The following is a 17,484-nucleotide window of genomic DNA, read 5'->3' as shown; positions in this document are numbered from 1 at the left end:
GATGAATCGAATGAATATGTACGAGAAAAAGGTTTCCCCACAGACGCATGCTTCGAAAGATGCTCTGTTGCTGACCTTCCGTAGCCAAGAGGGAAGTAAATTGCGCCCTGTGCGTAAATTGTTCTGGATGTGCATGGCCATTGCCTGCACGTGGGCGCCCATGGCGGTGCGAGCAGAGGTGGTCTCATTGGGGATTCTGCCCAATGGTATTACCTCCGTCGCACGTTCCGTGTCATCCAATGGCAATGTGATCGTGGGTTATGTGACCGGTTCGGCCGGCAGCGGAAACTCTGCCTTCTACTGGACGCCAGCCGGAGGCATGGTTGATTTGGGAAGGCTCCGTGGTGGAAGTTACGCGCTGGCTACTGCTGTTTCCGCTGATGGCAGCGTAGTGGCGGGCGACGCATACGATGGCGCAGCAGGCAACAACAACCGGGCCTTTCGTTGGACGTCTGCCGGTGGCATGGTCAGCCTTGGAACACTCAATGGTGGTGTTTACTCGAGAGCTGCCGCTATATCCGCCGATGGCAACGTAATCGTGGGTCTCTCGGCAGATGGCAGCGCGGGCAATGTAGAGCGCGCCTTCCGCTGGACGCAGGTCGGCGGCATGGTCAGTTTGGGAACGCTGGGCGGCTTGTCCTCCAATGCATTTGCGGCTTCATCTGACGGCCGCGTGGTGGTGGGGCACTCTGCCGACAGTTCCGCTGGCGGCGCATCTCGCGCGTTCCGCTGGACGCAGGCAACCGGCATGCTCAGTTTGGGAACGCTCAATGCCGGGAATCTCTCGTATGCCCGGGGAGTTTCTGCCGATGGCAGCGTGGTCGTCGGCTATGCCAACGACGGTGCCGCAAGCAACGCGCAACGCGCCTTTCGTTGGACGCAAGCCGGCGGCATGGTCAGTCTGGGGGCCATCAATGGCGGCAACGCTTCGAGTGCGCGTGGCGTTTCAGCCGATGGCCGGGTAGTCGTCGGCGATACCAACGATGGCGCCGCAGGCAATGCTTCACGCGCGTTCCGTTGGACGCAGGCCGGAGGCATGCAGACGATCAGCCAATGGCTAGCGGCAGCGGGAACGACGGTTGCCCCCAGCTTCATTGCAAGTTCGGGCAACGCCGTGAGTTCCGACGGTTCAGTCGTAGTGGGCACCACGACTGACAAAGTCGCTTATCTGGCGCGCGTATCCCCACAAGGCTCCGGCGCCATCATCATCCCCGCCTACATCCGAACCCTGCCAATTCTCCCGCAGGTGCAACAGATCGCCGATGCCGATCTCGTCCTCCACGGCCTGCACGGCAGCCCCATGCGCCATCTGTTGCAGGCTGGCGGGCAGAGCGCGTGGGTCGCGGGCGACGTCGGCCGCTTCAGCAAGGGTGACAACCAGGGCGGCATCGGCGCAGGCGAGGTCGGCTTTGCCTACGGCCTGAGCGACGACGTCATGCTCAAGCTGGCCATCGGCCGCACCTATTCGCGCCAGGATCTGGTCGACAGCGGCCGCATCGGCAACCAGGGCAGCTTCATCGTGCCCGAGGTGATCGTCAGGCTGCCGACCGCGCCCGACGTGCGCCTGAGCGCCTCCGGCTACTACAACTGGGGCAGCGCCGACATCCGGCGCAACTACCTCAACGCCGGCACGATGGTCGGCACCTCCGGCTCACCCGCCACCCGCACCGCCGCCTTGCGCCTGCGCGCAGACTGGATCGATGCCCTGGCGTGGCAAGGCGTGTCGCTCTCGCCCTATGTCTCGCTGACCCACTACCGCGGCCGTGTGGCCGCCTACACCGAGGCCGGCGGCGGCTTCCCCGTGGCCTGGAACAGCCGCGCCGAACACGCCACCCAGGCCCGCCTGGGCGCAGACGCCGCCTGGCGCGCCAGCGACGACCTCACGCTGACCGCCCGCCTCGAAGGCGTGCGCCGCCTGAACCGCGAAGGCGGCGGCGCCTCCGGCACGCTGATCGGCCCGGGCGGCTTCGCCTTCGACCTGCCGGGCCAGACCTACAAGCAAAACTGGCTGCGCGCCGGCATCGGCCTGGAAGCCCAGGCCGGCCCCGGCGTGGCCTCGGCCATGCTGAACGTTTCAACCCGGGACGATGGCCCCAAGCGCTGGGCCTATGCCGGCTATCGCATCAACTGGTAACCCGACGGGCCAGCGGAGGGACAACCGGGACAAGACGATTCCCGGCTCCGCGCGGCCTGAAGGGATGACACATCAAGGAAAGGGGAAGTAACGGGATGATGGACAAAATCAAGGTAATTACCGTGGCCGTGCTTTGCGGCCTCATCGGAGGCGCGATCCCGATCGCCCTCATGGCCTGGCTCTCATGGAACTCCGCGGTCGAGATCGAGCAGGCGCGCCTGCGCAACTTCGCGCAAAGCGTGCTGGAGCGCTCCAAGATATCGCTCAATCAGTCCTACGACGCGCTCTACGAGCTCAACGCCTCCACGCTGGCGCTGTGTTCTCCGGAGCACATCGCGCTCATGCGCAAGCTGACGGTCAACACCCGCTCGGTCGACGAGATCGGCTATTCCCAATCCGGGGTGCTGAAGTGCACCTCCTGGGGCCTGGTTGATCCCAAGGTCGAGTCGCGCCACATGGACAATTTCGACGCGGCCAGGCTGAAGGTCAAGCTCAGCATGCAGCCGGGGTTCGCCGTCGGCGACAAGATGCTGTCGGTGCAGATGGCGGAGTACAACGCCCTGATCAACGCCGGCCGCTTCGGCGACATCGTGGTCGATGAAGGCGTGCAGCTCGCCCTGGCCAGGGACGACGGCATGACCGTCATCGGCGACGCCGGCAGCAACGCCGGCCTCATGCAAAGCATCCTGCGCAACGAAGTGCGCAGCGCCGAGAAAGACTTCCTCTTCGCCAAGGCCTTCAAGAACGGCTGGACCGCCGTCGCCGCCACGCCCGTGGCCGCCTTGCAGGCCAGCCTGAAGAAGCAGCAGCAATGGATGATGCCGCTGGGCGCCTTCATCAGCCTGTTCATCGTGGTGGTCACCTTCGTGCTGGCCCGCAAGCGTCTCTCGCCGGAAGCCGAGTTGAAGAGGGCGGTCGCGCGCGGCGAGTTCGAGGTTCACTACCAGCCCATCATGGACCTGCACTCCGGCCGCTGTGTCGGCGCAGAGGCGCTGGTGAGGTGGCGCAAGCGCAACGGCGCGATGGTCAACCCAGACCTCTTCATTCCGCTGGCCGAAAAGACCGGCCTGATCAAGCCCATCACCGACCAGGTCATCCACGGCATCGTCCGCGACCTCGGCGAAACCCTGGCCAAGGACCGCTCGATGCACGTCTCCCTGAACCTCTGCGCCGACGACATCCGCACCGGCCGCGTCCTCCCCGTGATCGACGCCGCGCTCGCCGGCACCGACATCCGCCACGAGCAGATCTGGCTGGAAGCCACCGAGCGCAGCTACATGGACATCGACTCCGCCAAGGAAACCCTGAACAAGGCCCGCCGCTCAGGCCACTCCACCGCCATCGACGACTTCGGCACCGGCTACTCCAGCCTGCAATACCTGCAAGGCCTGCCCATGGACGCCATCAAGATCGACAAATCCTTCGTCGCCACCATCGGCACCGGCTCCGCCGCCAGCTCGGTGATCGGCCACATCATCGACATCGCCAAGAGCCTGAAGATGTTCATCATCGCCGAAGGCGTCGAAACCCAGGAGCAAGCCGACTACCTTGCCAAGCGCCAGGTCGAACTGGTACAGGGATGGCTCTTCTCCAAGGCGCTCCCGGCGCAGGACTTCCTGATCTTCTACGCCCGGGCAGTGGCATTCCACGGCCCTGGCCCGTATGTCATCCAGCGGTCGCGGAGGAATCGGATTTGAGAGTGGTTGGGCGGGAGCCGTGGTCGGAGCGGCTCGTTCTTCAGTCTCCCGATCCGCCCCCGTTTGCGCATTTTCTCGACACCGGCCAGAAATGAACTCGCCAACTAAAATCTGTTCACGATGACAACATGAAAAACCAGATACATTCCAAGCGATTTGCAGTTTTCTTTGCCATTTTTCTTGTAACGGCATGGCCGTTATTATTTAGCATGGTGTTCATTGCCGCAGTGCTCGCAGGATGGATCGAGAAGGGACTGCGGTTGGATAATCTTGAATGGCCGATACTATTTCCCGCTATCGCCTGGTTCTTCTGGATCAGGTTTTCAGTGAAGTGGATATACAACCGCTATGTCCATCCCGGCGCTCTGCTGGTCGGATTTGTGTTCGGAATTATCTCGGTAGTCCTCTTCAGCCACGGGGCCCTGACAGTGCTGCCCGCAATAATTTTTGCCTGTTATCTGTGCTACTGGAATTTAATACCCTCCGATAGTGAACCGACCGATAGATAGCAATCGGAGATTCGCTAATTATTAAATGTATTGGTACAGCGGCTGCACTTAGGAGACGTCCGCAATCGGCCAAGAACGGAGATGTTCACTGGGCTACTTCCAAGGAAATGTTTCTAAGATATGGGAAAACACACTTGAATCTCGACAGGAAATATTCGCTTATCGAAGAGGAGTTGCGGATTGGAGTCAAAACTCTCGCCACGTCGTCAAACCTGGCTAACGAGCGAGCCACCGCCATGGCCGAACTCGTTCGCCTGACATCTCTCTTGCCGCCATCAAACATGACTCGATGGGAGTACGTAATTCGTCGCGAACTCTCATCCTCAATACATACCCTTGCCGCTATTAAAAAGAACAAGTGGTGGTCGCTTTTCTCACTTTCTGCAGAGCGCGTAGAGCGTACTCGAATTCTGAGTTGGATTGATTTGGCCGATGCTAATGGTTATGTCCGGGAACGCACTTTGCGCACGCTGGCAGGAGCCGCACCCAATAGCTTCTTCTTTGCCTTGGCTGCACGGCGTCTCAATGACTGGGTTCCGCAAGTCCGAAGTGCCGCCAGAGAGGCTGTTCCAGAAATTGCGAGGGTAACCGCCCCTGAACATGTAGCTGATGCAATATGTGCATTGCTCCCCGCCTGGTCTTCCTGGGGGCGTATGGATGAGCCTGACAGTCAAACAGTCTTGAACCTCATCGCCATCAAAGACGTCGCTCCAGAGCTCATAGATCGATTGATTTCGTCCCCAATGGGGCCAATGCCTCAAGCGCTTACTCAAATTTTAAGAACATCCATCTTGGACGAACACTTGATGGCAATTGCCATGCGCGCAGTTCAGCCTGCCGTGCGTGCGAAAGCCTATAGAACGCTACTTCTCCAGGAGGCAACATGGGGCGAGGGGGCTCGTTGGAGATGGACGGATGTGAGGTACTGCAAAGGTCGAGTGGAAAAAATACGTGGAATAAGGCCGCTGACGATTGCGCCTGTACTGGTGGACGTTTTGAAGGCAGCGGCATCAGACCGTTCTTCAATCGTGAGAGGTGTTGCCTCCGAGGCCCTCGTCAGGGAAATGAACACTGTCGGAATTCCGACCTTAGATTTGGCTCGCCGCTTCGCCGAAGATGTCTCATCGCCAGTGGCTGAACGGGGAAAATTCGTATTGAAGAAGCTGGGAGAGAATCCTATTTCTACTTAATTTTTCAATCATTGCCATTTGATGCTCTGATAGCCTGCACGTCCGCAATCGGCCGTCGGCAATCCTGCTAATGTTACAAGTCCAATTAATACACGGGGGAAAAATGAATTTGCGTAGGTTCCTGGTACTAGGTTCGCTTATCGTACTCGCCGGCTGCACTGCGACGGCCGACAAGTCGCAGAAATTCGTGCAACCGGATGAAGCCATTGATACCGTCACGCTGAGACTGCTTTTGGGTGACATCGGACAGGCGAGTTTTGCAGCGGCCAAAGATGTGGATGCGTATCGCAATAGATATGTCCCGGCGATGTTGGTTCGTGTTCCCAGCACGTTCCAGACCAACGGCATCAAGATTGAGAAGGTTGAGACTAACAACGCTCGCAGAACCAATACCAGGTACGAGGTTCGCATTGAGGCCAGCCAGTTTTCTCAGTCGAAAACAGGGAGCTGTTGGGTGCAGTACGATTTGACGTTATTTGACTTCCAAAAACACACCAAGATTTGGGGAGGACGTACGCAAGTGAATATCAATACCGACCAACCGCTATTGCGCTCGGAGAAACTTGCCGGCGATATCCTCAACAGCTTGTATCGTGAAGGAATTATCAAGCTCACACCGGGTTATGCTGTTACTCCTACAGGCGAACGCATTACCGATGTATCCATATACTCCACGGATAAATAGAGGTATCGACAGAGGACTGCTTCTAGCCAGAAGCTGCCCTAACGGATAGCGAGATACTAAGAAAATTTAGAAAAGGTGAGGAACGGTTGGGAAATCGGACGAGGATATTCGAAAGGGGGCAAGGCGTGAGCCTGGCCCCCTTATAAATCGTCGCCTAGACGCTGATGAGATCCCAGGTCAGCTCTACGCGGCCTCCCAGCTGCTGGCCAATCCAGACACCTAAGCCCGCAGGGACTTCAATTTCGTAGGGGACGATGATGCCGTTGGTGGTATTTCCCAGCGCATTGACTTGGGCAATCAAGCGCTTGCTCGCGTCGCCGGCGACACTCGGCGCAGACGTGTCTGCGTAAAGAAATGCCGCAGCAAGTCCTGTTGATGGCCCTGCAAACATGAAAATCGTGCGAAGAATTGCGCCCTGTGTATTCGTCGCTGGGGCAATCACTTGCACGACCGGATTTACGCCATCTGAATTCAGGAAGTATTTTCCAACCTTTACTCTGCTCATGCTCGTTCCTTTTATATTGATCAGGTTTATAAGTACTCCTCGGATCCTCTGATTCACGACCCGAGTTAAGAGCATAGTCTATGAACTAGCTAGTGCAATATCGCTAGTTCAGCCGCTGCGGCTCGCCAACTGGCGCAACAAGAACACACCGCGCAGCAAACAATCCAAAACTCACTCCAGCCCCGTCGTCTCTTCCATGATCGCAATGTGCGAAGTCAGCACCCCCACGCATCTCAAGCTGGCAAAGTCCCGGAACACACGCCCCGTATCGCGCATGACCTGAACCCGGTTGCCTCGTTTCAGTTCGACGGCCATACGCCATCCTTCGGGGATTTCGTACCCGACGATGGTGATCTCGAAATCACGGTAGGTGGCGCGGAAGGTGGATGAAGCCATGGCGATCTCCGGGAGTTGGGCGATGCGCCAAGATGGCATTGCTTTTTGATGACGATTGCCGCGGCCTCGCATAAACGGTGGCCATCAACGACTTGTTCGACGAAGCGTTCCCAAGAGTTCTGTATCTGCCCTCGGCAGATTGGGGATTTCCGTATTGAAGCAGAGGGGAGGGAAGGCAAGGCCGAGCTGGCGGCGGCGCCGCGCGATGGAGGAGGGAGGGCAGCCTGATCCGTCACCGGCAGCGCAAGGCGCTGTCGGTGACGATGGCGGATCAGGCCAGGCGCTTGACCCAGCCGAAGGGGTCTTCGGCGCGGCCTTGCTGGATGTCCAGCAGGGCGTTCTTCAGTTGCAGGGTGATGGCGCCGGCCTTGGCGTCGCCGATGGCGAACTCGGAGGTGGCGCGCTTGACCTGGCGGATCGGCGTGATGACGGCCGCGGTGCCGCAGGCGAAGGCTTCGACCAGCTTGCCGCTGCGGGCGTCGGCTTCCCATTGCTCGATGGAGTAGGGTTCCTCGCGGGCTTCGATGCCCAGGCGCGCGGCCAGCTTGAGCAGCGAGTCGCGGGTCACGCCCGGCAGGATCGTGCCGCCCAGCGGCGGGGTCTGGATCGAGCCGTCCTTGAAGACGAAGAAGATGTTCATGCCGCCCAGTTCTTCCACCCAGGTCTTTTCACGGCTGTCCAGGAACACCACCTGGTCGCAACCTTGGCGCTGAGCTTCGGCCTGCGCGGCCAGGCTGGCAGCGTAGTTGCCGCCGCACTTGGCTTCGCCGGTGCCGCCGATGCCGGCGCGCGAGTAGTTCTCCGAGACCCACAGCGAGATGCCGGAGTTGCCGTCCTTGAAGTAGTCGCCGACCGGGCAGGCCAGCACGTAGTAGGAGTATTCGTTGGCGGGCTTCACGCCCAGCGCGGCTTGCGAGGCGAACATCACCGGGCGCAGGTAGAGCGAGGAGCCGCGTTGCTTGGGGATCCAGTCGCGGTCGGTCAGGGCCAGCTTCTCGACGGACTCGAGGAACAGTTCAACCGGCAGCGGCGCCATGGCCAGGCGCTCGGCCGACTTGACGAAGCGGCGCGCGTTGGCGTCGGGGCGGAACAGGGAAATGCTGCCGTCTTCCTGGCTGTACACCTTCAGGCCTTCGAAGATCTCTTGGGCATAGTGGAACACCAGGGCGCTGGGGGCGATCGCCAGCGGGGCGTAGGGCGCGATCTGGCCGTCATGCCAGCCATCGGCGGCGGTGTAGCGGGCCGAAGCCATGTTGGCGGAAAAGACGCTGCCGAAACCGGGATTCTGCATCGCCGCTTCACGCTTGTCGGTGGCGACTTGAATGGATTTCTGCGTGGAAAAGAATTGTTGGGTAGTCATTGCCAAGAATCAAGTTAAGAGGAACACCGGAGGGTATAACCCTCCCACAACCCGACTAGGATACCCGATTGCGCAACTTTGAAAGAAACCATCGCTGCTGCGGCGCCCGACAGGCCGGGGAGAGGCGGTGCAAACGCCCGCATGCGCGGGCGTTTTTGCGCCAGCCGGATCAGGCGGCCAGCGCGCGCGCCTTCCTGATCGGCACGATCAGGCGCGAGCTTTGCAGCAGCTCGCGGAAGTGCGTCACCAGCGGGCGCAGCGCCACCCGGTGCCACGCCACCCACAGCGAGGTGCGGTAGTTCAGCCAGGGCACCTCGTGCAGCACCACGCCTTCGGGCGCCTGCTGGCGCAGGCTGCGCTGCACCATGGTCACGCCCAGGCCGGCGGCGACCAGGCCCAGCGCCGCCAGCGGCTCGCTGGCCTCGACCGAGATGGCCGGCGCGAAGCCGGCTTCCGCGCAGGCGGCGATGAAGTTGTCGTGCCGGCGCACGCCTTCCTTGTGCACCACGCCTATCCATTTCTGCTCGGCCAGGTCCTTGGGCGTGAATTTCTTCGCGTTGGCCAAGGGGTGACTGACGGGCAGCGCCAGCAGCATCGGGTCGCTCAGCACCTGGTAGGAGACCAGCTCGGGATCGTCCTCGGGGATGGGCGCGCAGATCAGCCCCACATCCAGGCTGCGCTGGCGCAGGCCTTCGATCTGCGCGGCGTTGGACTGGTTGTAGAGCGCGATGTGGATGGCCGGGCGCTCGGTCAGCAGTTCGCGCAGCGCCTGGTGCAGCACGCCCGAGTGCATGGCGTTCTCCAGGTAGCCGATGCACAGGCCGCCTTCGTCGCCGCGCCCCAGGCGCCGCGCCATCGATTCCAGCCGCTTGGCGTGCGTCAGGAAGGCTTGCGCCTCGCCCAGGAACACGCGGCCGTCGGCGGTCAGCTTGATGCGCTGCTGGCTGCGCTCGAAGAGGATCAGGCCGAGCTTTTCTTCCAGCTGCGCGATCTGCCGGCTCAGCGGCGACTGCGAGATGTAGAGCCGCTCGGCGGCCCGACCGACGTGCTCTTCCTCGGCCACGGTGACGAAATAATGCAGTTGCTTGATGTCCAACATTTAAGACCTCCAATAGCTCAACTTGGTCATATTATGTCTTGGACAGACTCAATTCGCCACCCTAAACTCGCTTCACCTCAACAAATTTTCAGGAGTTGGCGATGAGCATCAAGGACAAGATCAAGGGCAGCGTGCTGGGCTTCGGCACCGCCCCTCTGGGCAACATGTTTCGCGATATCCCCGAGGCGGAAGCCGCCGCCACGGTACATGCCGCATGGGAGCACGGCATCCGTTACTTCGACACCGCGCCTTTCTACGGCGCCGGCCTGGCCGAGATCCGCCTGGGCCAGGCGTTGGCCCAATACAAGCGCGACGACTACGTGATCAGCACCAAGGTCGGTCGCCTGGTGCTGGACGAAGTCATCAGCGGCCCGCAGGAGTTCGGCGAGAAGGGCACGCTGTTCCAGCATGGCCGCAAGAACAAGGTGATCAACGATTACTCGGCCGACGCCACCCTGCGCTCCATCGACGACAGCCTGAAGCGCCTCGGCACCGACCGCCTGGACATCGTCTGGATCCACGACATCGCCCAGGACTTCTACGGCGACGAATGGCTGGCGCGCTTCGAGCAAGCCCGCACCGGCGCCTTCCGCGCACTGACCCGCCTGCGCGACGAGGGTGTGATCAAGGCCTGGGGCCTGGGAGTGAACCGCGTCGAGCCGCTGGAACTGACCATGGACCTGGAAGAAGCCAAGCCCGACGGCTTCCTGCTGGCCGGCCGCTACAGCATGCTGGACCACGAGCGCGCATTGCAGCGTGTGATGCCGACCGCCCTGGCGCAGGGCGTGGAGATCGTCGTCGGCGGCCCGTACAGCTCCGGCATCCTGGCCGGCGGCACGCACTTCGAATACCAGCCGGCCTCGGAAGAGATCAAGGCCAAGGTGGCGCGCATGAAGGCGGTCGCGGCACGGCATGGCGTGAGCATCAAGGCCGCCGCGCTGCAGTTCGCCCTGGCCAATCCGGCAGTGGCCGCGGTCATCCCCGGCGCCAGCAAGCCCGAGCGCATCGCCGAAGACAAGCTGGCCCTGGCGGAGACGATTCCCCAGGACTTCTGGCGCGAGCTGCGCGAACAAGGCCTGGTCAGCGCCGTCGCGCCGCTGCCCGGCGTGCGTTGATCGCCAGGAGAACGAGATGGCGACAGCACAAGCAAGACTGGAACTGCCGGTAGATGCCGGCCGGGTCTGGGCGCTCATCGGCGGCTTCGGTTCGCTGCCGGATTGGCTGCCCTACATTCCCAAGTCGGAACTCTCCGAAGGCGGCCGCCTGCGCAGCCTGGCCACGCCGTCGGGCGAGCGCATCGTCGAACGCCTGCTGGACTACAGCGACGCCGGGCGCAGCTACAGCTACGCGATCCTGGAGGCGCCGTTCCCGGTGACGGGGTATCGGTCAACGCTGCGGGTCAGGCCCGGCGGCGAGCAGGGCGGATCGGTGGTCGAGTGGTCCGGCGAATTCACGCCCCGTGGCGTGAGCGACGAGCAAGCCTCGGCGCTGTTTCGCGGCATCTATGAAGACGGCCTCAAGGCGCTGGCGCTGAGCCTGGCCGGGCAGGGCGCCTGAAGCAGGCGCGCCGGCCGGTCATGGGAGATATGCGATGAAGAAGCCGCAATTGCATGTGAAGGAGGCCGGCGCATCGCCGGCGCAGCAGGCCGCCATGTTCTACCGGCGGGCGCTGGGCGTGCAGGTGATCCGCCACGTCGAACTGGCGCAGGGGTTGTGCGCCATGAACGATCTGGCGCCGCCGGGAGCGCGGGAGCAGCCGCCGCTGGTCGAGATGATCAGGGGCGATCCCAGGAACGGCTGCCACCTGGCCTACGTGGTGCCCGATGTCGGCGCGGCCTGCCGCCGGCTGCTGGCTAACGGCGCCGAACTCTGCGGGCGGCCGCCTGAAGGCGGCGTGACGCGCATCTGCTCGCCGGCGGGCATCCCGGCGGAGTTGATACAGGGCAGCGCATTCGTTTCATCCGTTTCAACCGATTCGCAGGCGGCGCGCAGTTGAAGCCGTTGTTCGGATCAAGGCAACAACACACTCAACCGAGCAGTCTTTTCAAACAGGAGCCAATATCGTGTCAAGCACCGGATCTGATCTTTTCTCGCCCACCCACATCGGCGCCATCGGCGTCGCCAACCGCGTCGCCATGGCGCCGCTGACGCGCTCGCGCGCCGACATGAACGGCGTGCACAGCGAGCTGGCCATCGAGTACTACCGCCAGCGCGCCGCCGCCGGCCTGATCATCAGCGAAGCCACCAACATCTCGCGCGAAGGGCGCGGCTATGCCTTCACGCCCGGCATCTATACCGACGAACACGTCGCCGCCTGGCGCAAGATCACCGACGCCGTGCACCAGGCCGGCGGCAAGATCGTCAACCAGCTCTGGCACGTGGGCCGCATCTCGCACGACTCGCTGCAGGAGAACGGCCAGCCGCCGGTGGCGCCGTCGGCGATCCAGGCCGGCGAGCTGGTATTCCTGGAGTCGCGCACCCAGGCCCGCCCCTCGATGCCGCGCGCATTGGAGACCGCGGAAATCCCGCGCATCCTGGAGGACTACCGCAACGCCGCCCGTCGCGCCAAGGAAGCCGGCTTCGACGGCGTGGAAGTGCACTCGGCCAACGGCTACCTGCTGGAGCAGTTCGTGCGCGACAGCACCAACCGGCGCACCGACCAATACGGCGGCTCGCTGGAAAACCGCGTGCGCTTCCCGGTGGAAGTGGTCAGCGCGGTGGCCGAGATCTGGGGCGCCGACCGCGTCGGCGTGCGCCTGTCGCCGCTGACCCGCTCGGCCGGCGACACGCCGCTGGACAGCGATCCCGAGCGCACCTACTTCTACTACGCCGAGCAGCTGGGCAAGCTGGGCCTGGCCTACCTGCATTGCGTGGAAGGCCAGACCCGCGGCGACAACGCCGCCTCCGCCTTCGATTTCAAGAAGCTGCACGCGGCCTTCGGCGGCAAGTACATCGCCAACAACAGCTACCAGCGCCAGATGGCGATGGACGCAATCGCTTCCGGCCACGCCGACATGGTGGCCTTCGGCCGTCCGTTCATCTCCAACCCGGACCTGGTGGAACGCCTGAAGCTGGACGCGCCCTGGGCCGAACCCGACCGCGCCACGCTGTACGGCGGCGGGGCCGAAGGCTATACCGACTACCCGGTGCTGGCTCGCTGAACCGCTGAACCACTGAACCGCACTTCGTTGCGCCATGCATGAAAAACGCCCGCTGATGCGGGCGTTTCCGTTTGCGGGAGCGGGCAGGGGAAGGGGGGCGCAAAAAAACACCAGGCCGATTGCGCGCATCGATGTTATTTTTAGCGCCTGTTCTCCTTACTGGCGGCGTCCATGACATCAACCCTCCCCGTGGCCTTGGTCACCGGTTCGACCTCCGGCATCGGCAAGGCCGTGGCGGCACGGCTCTCGCGGGACGGCTACGCGGTAGTCGTCCACTCCCGGTCGTCGGCGAAGGCCGGCCAACAGTTCGCCGCGCAGCTTCCTGCCGCGATCTACGTGCAGGCTGATCTTGCGCTGGAGTCCGACCGCCGGCGGCTGATCGAGACGACGCTCGGCCACTACGGGCGCCTGGACGTGCTGGTCAACAACGCGGGGATCAGCCGCGTCATCCCGCATGGCGATCTGGGTGCCGCGACCTCGGAGGTCTGGCATGAGTTGAACGAGGTGAACGTGGTGGCGCCGTTCCGCCTGGTCGCGCTGGCCGAGGCCGCGCTGCGGGAGTCGGCGCGCCCGGAGCGCCCGGCCTGCGTGGTGAACATCAGCTCCCACGCCGGCGTGCGCCCGAAGGGCGCCTCCATCCCCTACGCCGCGACCAAGGCCGCGCTGAACCACGTGACCCGGCTGCTGGCGCTGACGCTGGCTCCCGCGATCCGCGTCAACGCCATCGCCCCCGGCCTGGTGGACACGCCGCTCACCGCCGACTGGTGCGCCGCGCAAGAGACCTGGCGCACCAAGGCGCCCATGCGCCGGGCCGCGCAACCTGACGACATCGCCGACCTGGTCGCGATGCTGGTCAAGGGGAATTACCTGACCGGCGAGATCCTGGTGGCCGATGGGGGCTTGAACCTGACCTGAGGCCGGGGCGCTTGAAGGATGCCGTGCGGTGCTCAGGCCGCCTGCAGGTTGTCCTTGGCATGTTCGATCTGCATGGCGGCGGGCAGCAGCACGCCGTTCTTGGTGGCCAGGATCTCGGCCATTACGCTGACGGCGATTTCAGGTGGCGTCTTGCTGCCGATGTAGATGCCTACCGGGCCGTGCAGGCGCGCCAGCGAGGCGCGCGTCTCGCCGAAGTGCTTGGCGAGGCGTTCGCGGCGGCTGTCGCTGTTGCGGCGCGAGCCGATGGCGCCGACGTAGAAGGCCGGGCTGTGCAGCGCCTCCAGCAACGCCAGGTCGTCCAGCTTGGGATCGTGCGTCAGCGCCACGATGCAACTGCGGCGGTCGGCCTGGAATGCGACCACGGCGTCGTCGGGCATCTCGGTGGTGGTCTTGACGCCGGCCACGGCCCAGGTGTCGAGATGCTCGCGCCGCGGGTCGCAGAGCGTGACGTCGAAGCCGTTGAACAGCGCCATCGTGGCCAGGTATTGCGACAGCGCACCGGCGCCGATGAGCAGCATGCGGTAGCCCGGCCCCAGGGTGAGCTCCAGATGTCGGCCGTCGAATTGCACTGCGGCCGGCGCGGCGGTCTTCTCCAGCGTGACCGCGCCGTCGCTGCGGCGCAGGCGGCGACGCACCAGTGCGCCGGCATCGAGCAGGCTCACCAGCTCGCCGAGCTGCGCTGCGTCCGGATCGAATTCCAGCATCAGTTCCAGCGTGCCGCCGCAAGGCAATCCGAAGCGGTGCGCCTCATCCGCATCGACGCCGTACCTCACCAACTGCGGGATGTCCGCCGTCGCCATCCCCGTCCCGCCATAGCGGCTGGCCAGGTCGTCTTCGATACAGCCGCCCGAGACTGAGCCGACGATGCGGCCGTCTTCGCACAGCGCCATCATCGCGCCGGGCGGGCGCGGCGACGAGCCCCAGGTATGCACGACGGTGGCCAGCATGGCGCGCCGGTCGCTTTGGCGCCAGGCGAGCAGGTGCCTGAGGACGCTGATGTCAATGCCTTCCATGCGAGTCTCCTGCAGTATCGGCCATGGCGGCCATGCCGGGCATTTTCATGCGGGCTTCGATGATGAGGTTTTCAATGCGCGCCAGGTCGTCGACGGTGTCGATATCCATGACGATGCCGTCGTCCTCCAGCGCCTCGTCGTGGACCGCGCCGCGCGCGCGATAGCGCTCCACCACCGACCTGGCGCCGGCATCGCCGCGCAATTGCAGCAACTGCGCCAGGCATTGGCGAGCAAAGCCCACCGGATGACCCGGCGCCGATCCGCGCCGCGGCACTACCACGGCATGCTCGTCGAGCAGGGCGGCGACGCGCCTCAGGCTGCCCGGCAGGATCAGCGGCAGGTCGGCCGGCAAGACCAGCCAGCCGGCGGCGCCCTGCGTGGCGGCGACGCCGGCCGCAATCGAGGCGCCCATGCCGCCGTCGATGCCGCGCACCACATGGCTGGGCAGGCCGCTGGCGGCCACCTTTTCCATGACATGCTCGATGAGCGGACGGCCCGCCAGCGGCGCCGCGAGCTTGTGCTCCCGGCCGCCGGAGGCCAGGAAGCGCCGGCCGGCGCCCGAGGCCAGCACCAGCACCACGGGCGATTGGACGAGCGGATCAGGCGGCATCGGGCAGTCCCTTGAGCAGTTTGTCCAGCGTCACCGGGTAATCGCGCACGCGCACCCCGGTGGCGTTGTAGACCGCGTTGGCGATCGCCGCGCCGACGCCGCACAGGCCGAGCTCGCCCACGCCCTTGGCCTTCATCGGCGAGGAGACAGGGTCGGTTTCCTCGATGAACACCACCTCCTGATGCGGGATGTCTGCGTGCACCGGCACCTCGTAACCGGCCAGGTCGTGGTTGACGAAGAAGCCGCGGCGCTTGTCCACCACCAGCTCTTCCATCAGGGCCGAACCCACGCCCATGGTCATGGCGCCGATCACCTGGCTGCGCGCCGACTTGGGATTGAGGATGCGTCCCGCCGCGCACACGGCCAGCATGCGCCGGATGCGGATCTCGCCGGTATTGCTGTCCACGCCGACCTCGACGAAATGCGCGCCGAAGGTCGATTGCTGGTAGCGCTTGCTGAGGTCGCCGTATTCCATGGTGTCTTCCACCACCAGCTCACCCTGCATCGCGGCCTGCGCCAGCGGGATGGCCTTGCCGGCGCCGCGCACCATGCCATCGGCGAACTCGGCCGAGGCGGGGTCCAGGCCCAGGCGTTGCGCCACGGCTTCGCGCAGCTTGACGGCGGCGGCATAGACGCCGGCCGTGGAGCTGTTGGCGCCCCATTGGCCGCCGGAGCCGGCGGAAATGGGGAAGTCGGAATCGCCCAGTTTGACCGTCACCCTGTCCAATCCGACGCCCATCATTTCGGCGGCGGTCTGGGCGATGATGGTGTAGCTGCCGGTGCCGATATCGGTCATGTCGGTTTCCACCGTGACCACACCCGCCGGCGACAGGCGCAGGCGCGCACCCGAGCGCATCACCAGGTTGTTGCGGAAGGCCGCGGCCACGCCCATGCCGATCATCCATTGACCCTCGCGCCGGGAAGCCGGCGCCGGATTGCGCTCCTTCCAGCCGAAACGCTCGGCGCCGGTGCGCAGGCATTCGATCAGCCGGCGTTGCGAGAAGGGCCGCGCAGGATTCTCCGGATCGACCTTGGTCTCGTTCTTGATGCGGAACATGATGGGGTCCATCTTCAGTTTTTCCGCCATCTCATCCATGGCGATTTCCAGCGCCATCAGCCCGGACGCCTCGCCGGGCGCGCGCATGGCGTTGCCCTCCGGCAGGTCCAGCTGCGCCAGGCGCGTACCGGTCATGCGGTTGGCGCCGGCGTACAGCAGACGGGTCTGCTGGATGGCGTCCTCGGGCTTGCCGCCGGCGAGGTCGCCCGACCAGCTCTCATGGGCGATGGCGCTGATCCTGCCGTCGCGCGCGGCGCCGATGCGGATGCGCTGGATGGTCGCCGGCCGGTGGGTGGTGTTGTTGAAGATCATGGGGCGGGGAAGGGCGACCTTCACCGGCCGCCGCACCAGCCGCGCGCCCAGCGCCGCCAGCACCGCATCGGCGCGCAGGAATAGCTTGCCGCCGAAGCCGCCGCCGATGTAGGGCGACACCAGGCGGATCTTGTTCTTGGGCACGCCCAGGGTCCTGGCCAGATCGCCGCGGCCCCAGTCGACCATCTGGTTGGAGGTCCACACGGTCAGCTGGTCGCCGTTCCATGCCGCAATCGACGCATGCGGCTCCATCATGGCGTGCGAATGATCCGGCGTGGTGTAGGTGGCATCCAGCCTGACCGCCGCGCCGGCATAGGCGCCTTCGAAATCGCCGATGCGCTTGTCGCCCTTCTGCGGCCCGGACAGCGCCGGTTCGCCCTTGGCCGCGGCCAGGTCGAAGGCGCCGGCGGCCTCGTCGTAGCTGACCTCTATCAGCTGCGCCGCCGCCCGCGCCTGCTCGAAGGTCTCGGCAATCACCAGCGCGATGGCCTGGTGGTAGTGCTGGATCTCGGGGCCGCCGAGCAGGCTCGCGGTGTTCTTGCTTCCCCGGCCAAGCCGGCCGGCGTTGTCGGCGGTGACGACCTCCAGCACGCCGGCCGCATGCCGCGCCGCCGAGGTGTTCATGGAGCGGATGCGCCCCTTGGCGATGGCGGCGCCGACGATATAGCCATAGGCGGCGTCGGGCGCGGCCTCGTTCTGCTCGTAGGCGTAAGGCGCGGCGCCGGTGGTCTTGAGGCGGCCGTCGACGCGGTCGACCGCCTTGCCGACGATCTTCAGCTGGTCGATAGGGTTGTTGGTCGCGGGCGTATCGAATCGCATG

The 17,484-nt window shown here is 64.1% G+C and carries 17 protein-coding genes; 10 read left to right on the top strand and 7 right to left on the bottom strand.

All coding sequences use genetic code 11. The annotated features are described in order from the left end of the window. The first annotated feature begins 1 nt into the window (after position 1). From Herbaro_RS11285 to Herbaro_RS11265, 5 genes are all read left to right on the top strand, one after another. Positions 2-2,134: an autotransporter domain-containing protein gene (locus Herbaro_RS11285; RefSeq protein ID WP_275013917.1), complete on the top strand. Its 2,133-nt coding sequence runs from the start codon at positions 2-4 to the stop codon at positions 2,132-2,134. A gap of 95 nt (positions 2,135-2,229) precedes the next feature. Then, the gene (locus tag Herbaro_RS11280) at positions 2,230-3,831 is read left to right on the top strand and encodes an EAL domain-containing protein (RefSeq protein WP_275013916.1); all 1,602 of its coding nucleotides are present in this window, start codon (positions 2,230-2,232) and stop codon (positions 3,829-3,831) included. A gap of 128 nt (positions 3,832-3,959) precedes the next feature. Further along, positions 3,960-4,340, top strand: coding sequence for a hypothetical protein (locus Herbaro_RS11275; protein WP_275013915.1), 381 nt, complete (start codon positions 3,960-3,962; stop codon positions 4,338-4,340). A gap of 134 nt (positions 4,341-4,474) precedes the next feature. Further along, positions 4,475-5,530 carry a hypothetical protein gene (locus tag Herbaro_RS11270; RefSeq protein WP_275013914.1) on the top strand — a complete coding sequence of 352 codons (1,056 nt, stop codon included), beginning with the start codon at positions 4,475-4,477 and terminating at the stop codon, positions 5,528-5,530. Between the two features lie 187 nt (positions 5,531-5,717). After that, positions 5,718-6,215: a hypothetical protein gene (locus tag Herbaro_RS11265; RefSeq protein WP_275013913.1), complete on the top strand. Its 498-nt coding sequence runs from the start codon at positions 5,718-5,720 to the stop codon at positions 6,213-6,215. A gap of 154 nt (positions 6,216-6,369) precedes the next feature. Here the strand turns inward: Herbaro_RS11265 and Herbaro_RS11260 are convergent, their stop codons facing one another. From Herbaro_RS11260 to Herbaro_RS11245, 4 genes are all read right to left on the bottom strand, one after another. After that, positions 6,370-6,720, bottom strand: coding sequence for a hypothetical protein (locus Herbaro_RS11260; protein WP_275013912.1), 351 nt, complete (start codon positions 6,718-6,720; stop codon positions 6,370-6,372). A 171-nt stretch (positions 6,721-6,891) separates the two neighbouring features. Next, positions 6,892-7,116 carry a hypothetical protein gene (locus tag Herbaro_RS11255; RefSeq protein ID WP_275013911.1) on the bottom strand — a complete coding sequence of 75 codons (225 nt, stop codon included), beginning with the start codon at positions 7,114-7,116 and terminating at the stop codon, positions 6,892-6,894. Between the two features lie 271 nt (positions 7,117-7,387). Then, a complete protein-coding gene (locus Herbaro_RS11250; RefSeq protein WP_275013910.1) occupies positions 7,388-8,476 on the bottom strand; it encodes a branched-chain amino acid aminotransferase in 1,089 nt (362 codons plus the stop codon). A gap of 169 nt (positions 8,477-8,645) precedes the next feature. Continuing rightward, positions 8,646-9,575 (bottom strand): LysR family transcriptional regulator, encoded by a 930-nt coding sequence (locus Herbaro_RS11245; protein ID WP_275013909.1) that lies wholly within the window; start codon positions 9,573-9,575, stop codon positions 8,646-8,648. 101 nt (positions 9,576-9,676) lie between these two features. Here Herbaro_RS11245 and Herbaro_RS11240 point away from each other — a divergent pair, with 101 nt between their 5' ends. From Herbaro_RS11240 to Herbaro_RS11220, 5 genes are all read left to right on the top strand, one after another. Further along, positions 9,677-10,690, top strand: a complete 1,014-nt coding sequence (locus Herbaro_RS11240; protein WP_275013908.1) for an aldo/keto reductase — start codon at positions 9,677-9,679, stop codon at positions 10,688-10,690. Between the two features lie 16 nt (positions 10,691-10,706). Beyond that, the gene (locus Herbaro_RS11235; protein ID WP_275013907.1) at positions 10,707-11,132 is read left to right on the top strand and encodes an SRPBCC family protein; all 426 of its coding nucleotides are present in this window, start codon (positions 10,707-10,709) and stop codon (positions 11,130-11,132) included. Between the two features lie 34 nt (positions 11,133-11,166). Further along, positions 11,167-11,571, top strand: coding sequence for a VOC family protein (locus Herbaro_RS11230; RefSeq protein WP_275013906.1), 405 nt, complete (start codon positions 11,167-11,169; stop codon positions 11,569-11,571). Positions 11,572-11,638: 67 nt separating this feature from the next. After that, the gene (locus Herbaro_RS11225) at positions 11,639-12,736 is read left to right on the top strand and encodes an alkene reductase (protein WP_275013905.1); all 1,098 of its coding nucleotides are present in this window, start codon (positions 11,639-11,641) and stop codon (positions 12,734-12,736) included. A 171-nt stretch (positions 12,737-12,907) separates the two neighbouring features. After that, the gene (locus Herbaro_RS11220; RefSeq protein WP_275013904.1) at positions 12,908-13,651 is read left to right on the top strand and encodes an SDR family NAD(P)-dependent oxidoreductase; all 744 of its coding nucleotides are present in this window, start codon (positions 12,908-12,910) and stop codon (positions 13,649-13,651) included. Positions 13,652-13,683: 32 nt separating this feature from the next. On the opposite strand, the gene Herbaro_RS11215 is transcribed toward Herbaro_RS11220, so the two are convergent. Genes Herbaro_RS11215 through paoC form a run of 3 tightly spaced genes read right to left on the bottom strand, consistent with a single transcriptional unit; the run spans position 13,684 to position 17,483 of the window. After that, entirely contained in the window at positions 13,684-14,685 is a 1,002-nt protein-coding gene (locus tag Herbaro_RS11215; protein ID WP_275013903.1) for an XdhC family protein, read from the bottom strand. After that, a complete protein-coding gene (locus Herbaro_RS11210) occupies positions 14,672-15,295 on the bottom strand; it encodes a nucleotidyltransferase family protein (RefSeq protein WP_275013902.1) in 624 nt (207 codons plus the stop codon). The genes Herbaro_RS11215 and Herbaro_RS11210 overlap by 14 nt, the downstream gene beginning before the upstream one ends. Continuing rightward, positions 15,285-17,483: an aldehyde oxidoreductase molybdenum-binding subunit PaoC gene (gene paoC, locus Herbaro_RS11205; protein ID WP_275013901.1), complete on the bottom strand. Its 2,199-nt coding sequence runs from the start codon at positions 17,481-17,483 to the stop codon at positions 15,285-15,287. The genes Herbaro_RS11210 and paoC overlap by 11 nt, the downstream gene beginning before the upstream one ends. Position 17,484: the final 1 nt, after the last annotated feature.

Origin of the sequence: Herbaspirillum sp. WKF16 (assembly GCF_028993615.1) — a bacterium.
Taxonomy (GTDB): Bacteria; Pseudomonadota; Gammaproteobacteria; order Burkholderiales; family Burkholderiaceae_D; genus Herbaspirillum.
This window is presented reverse-complemented; position numbering and strand designations above follow the sequence as displayed.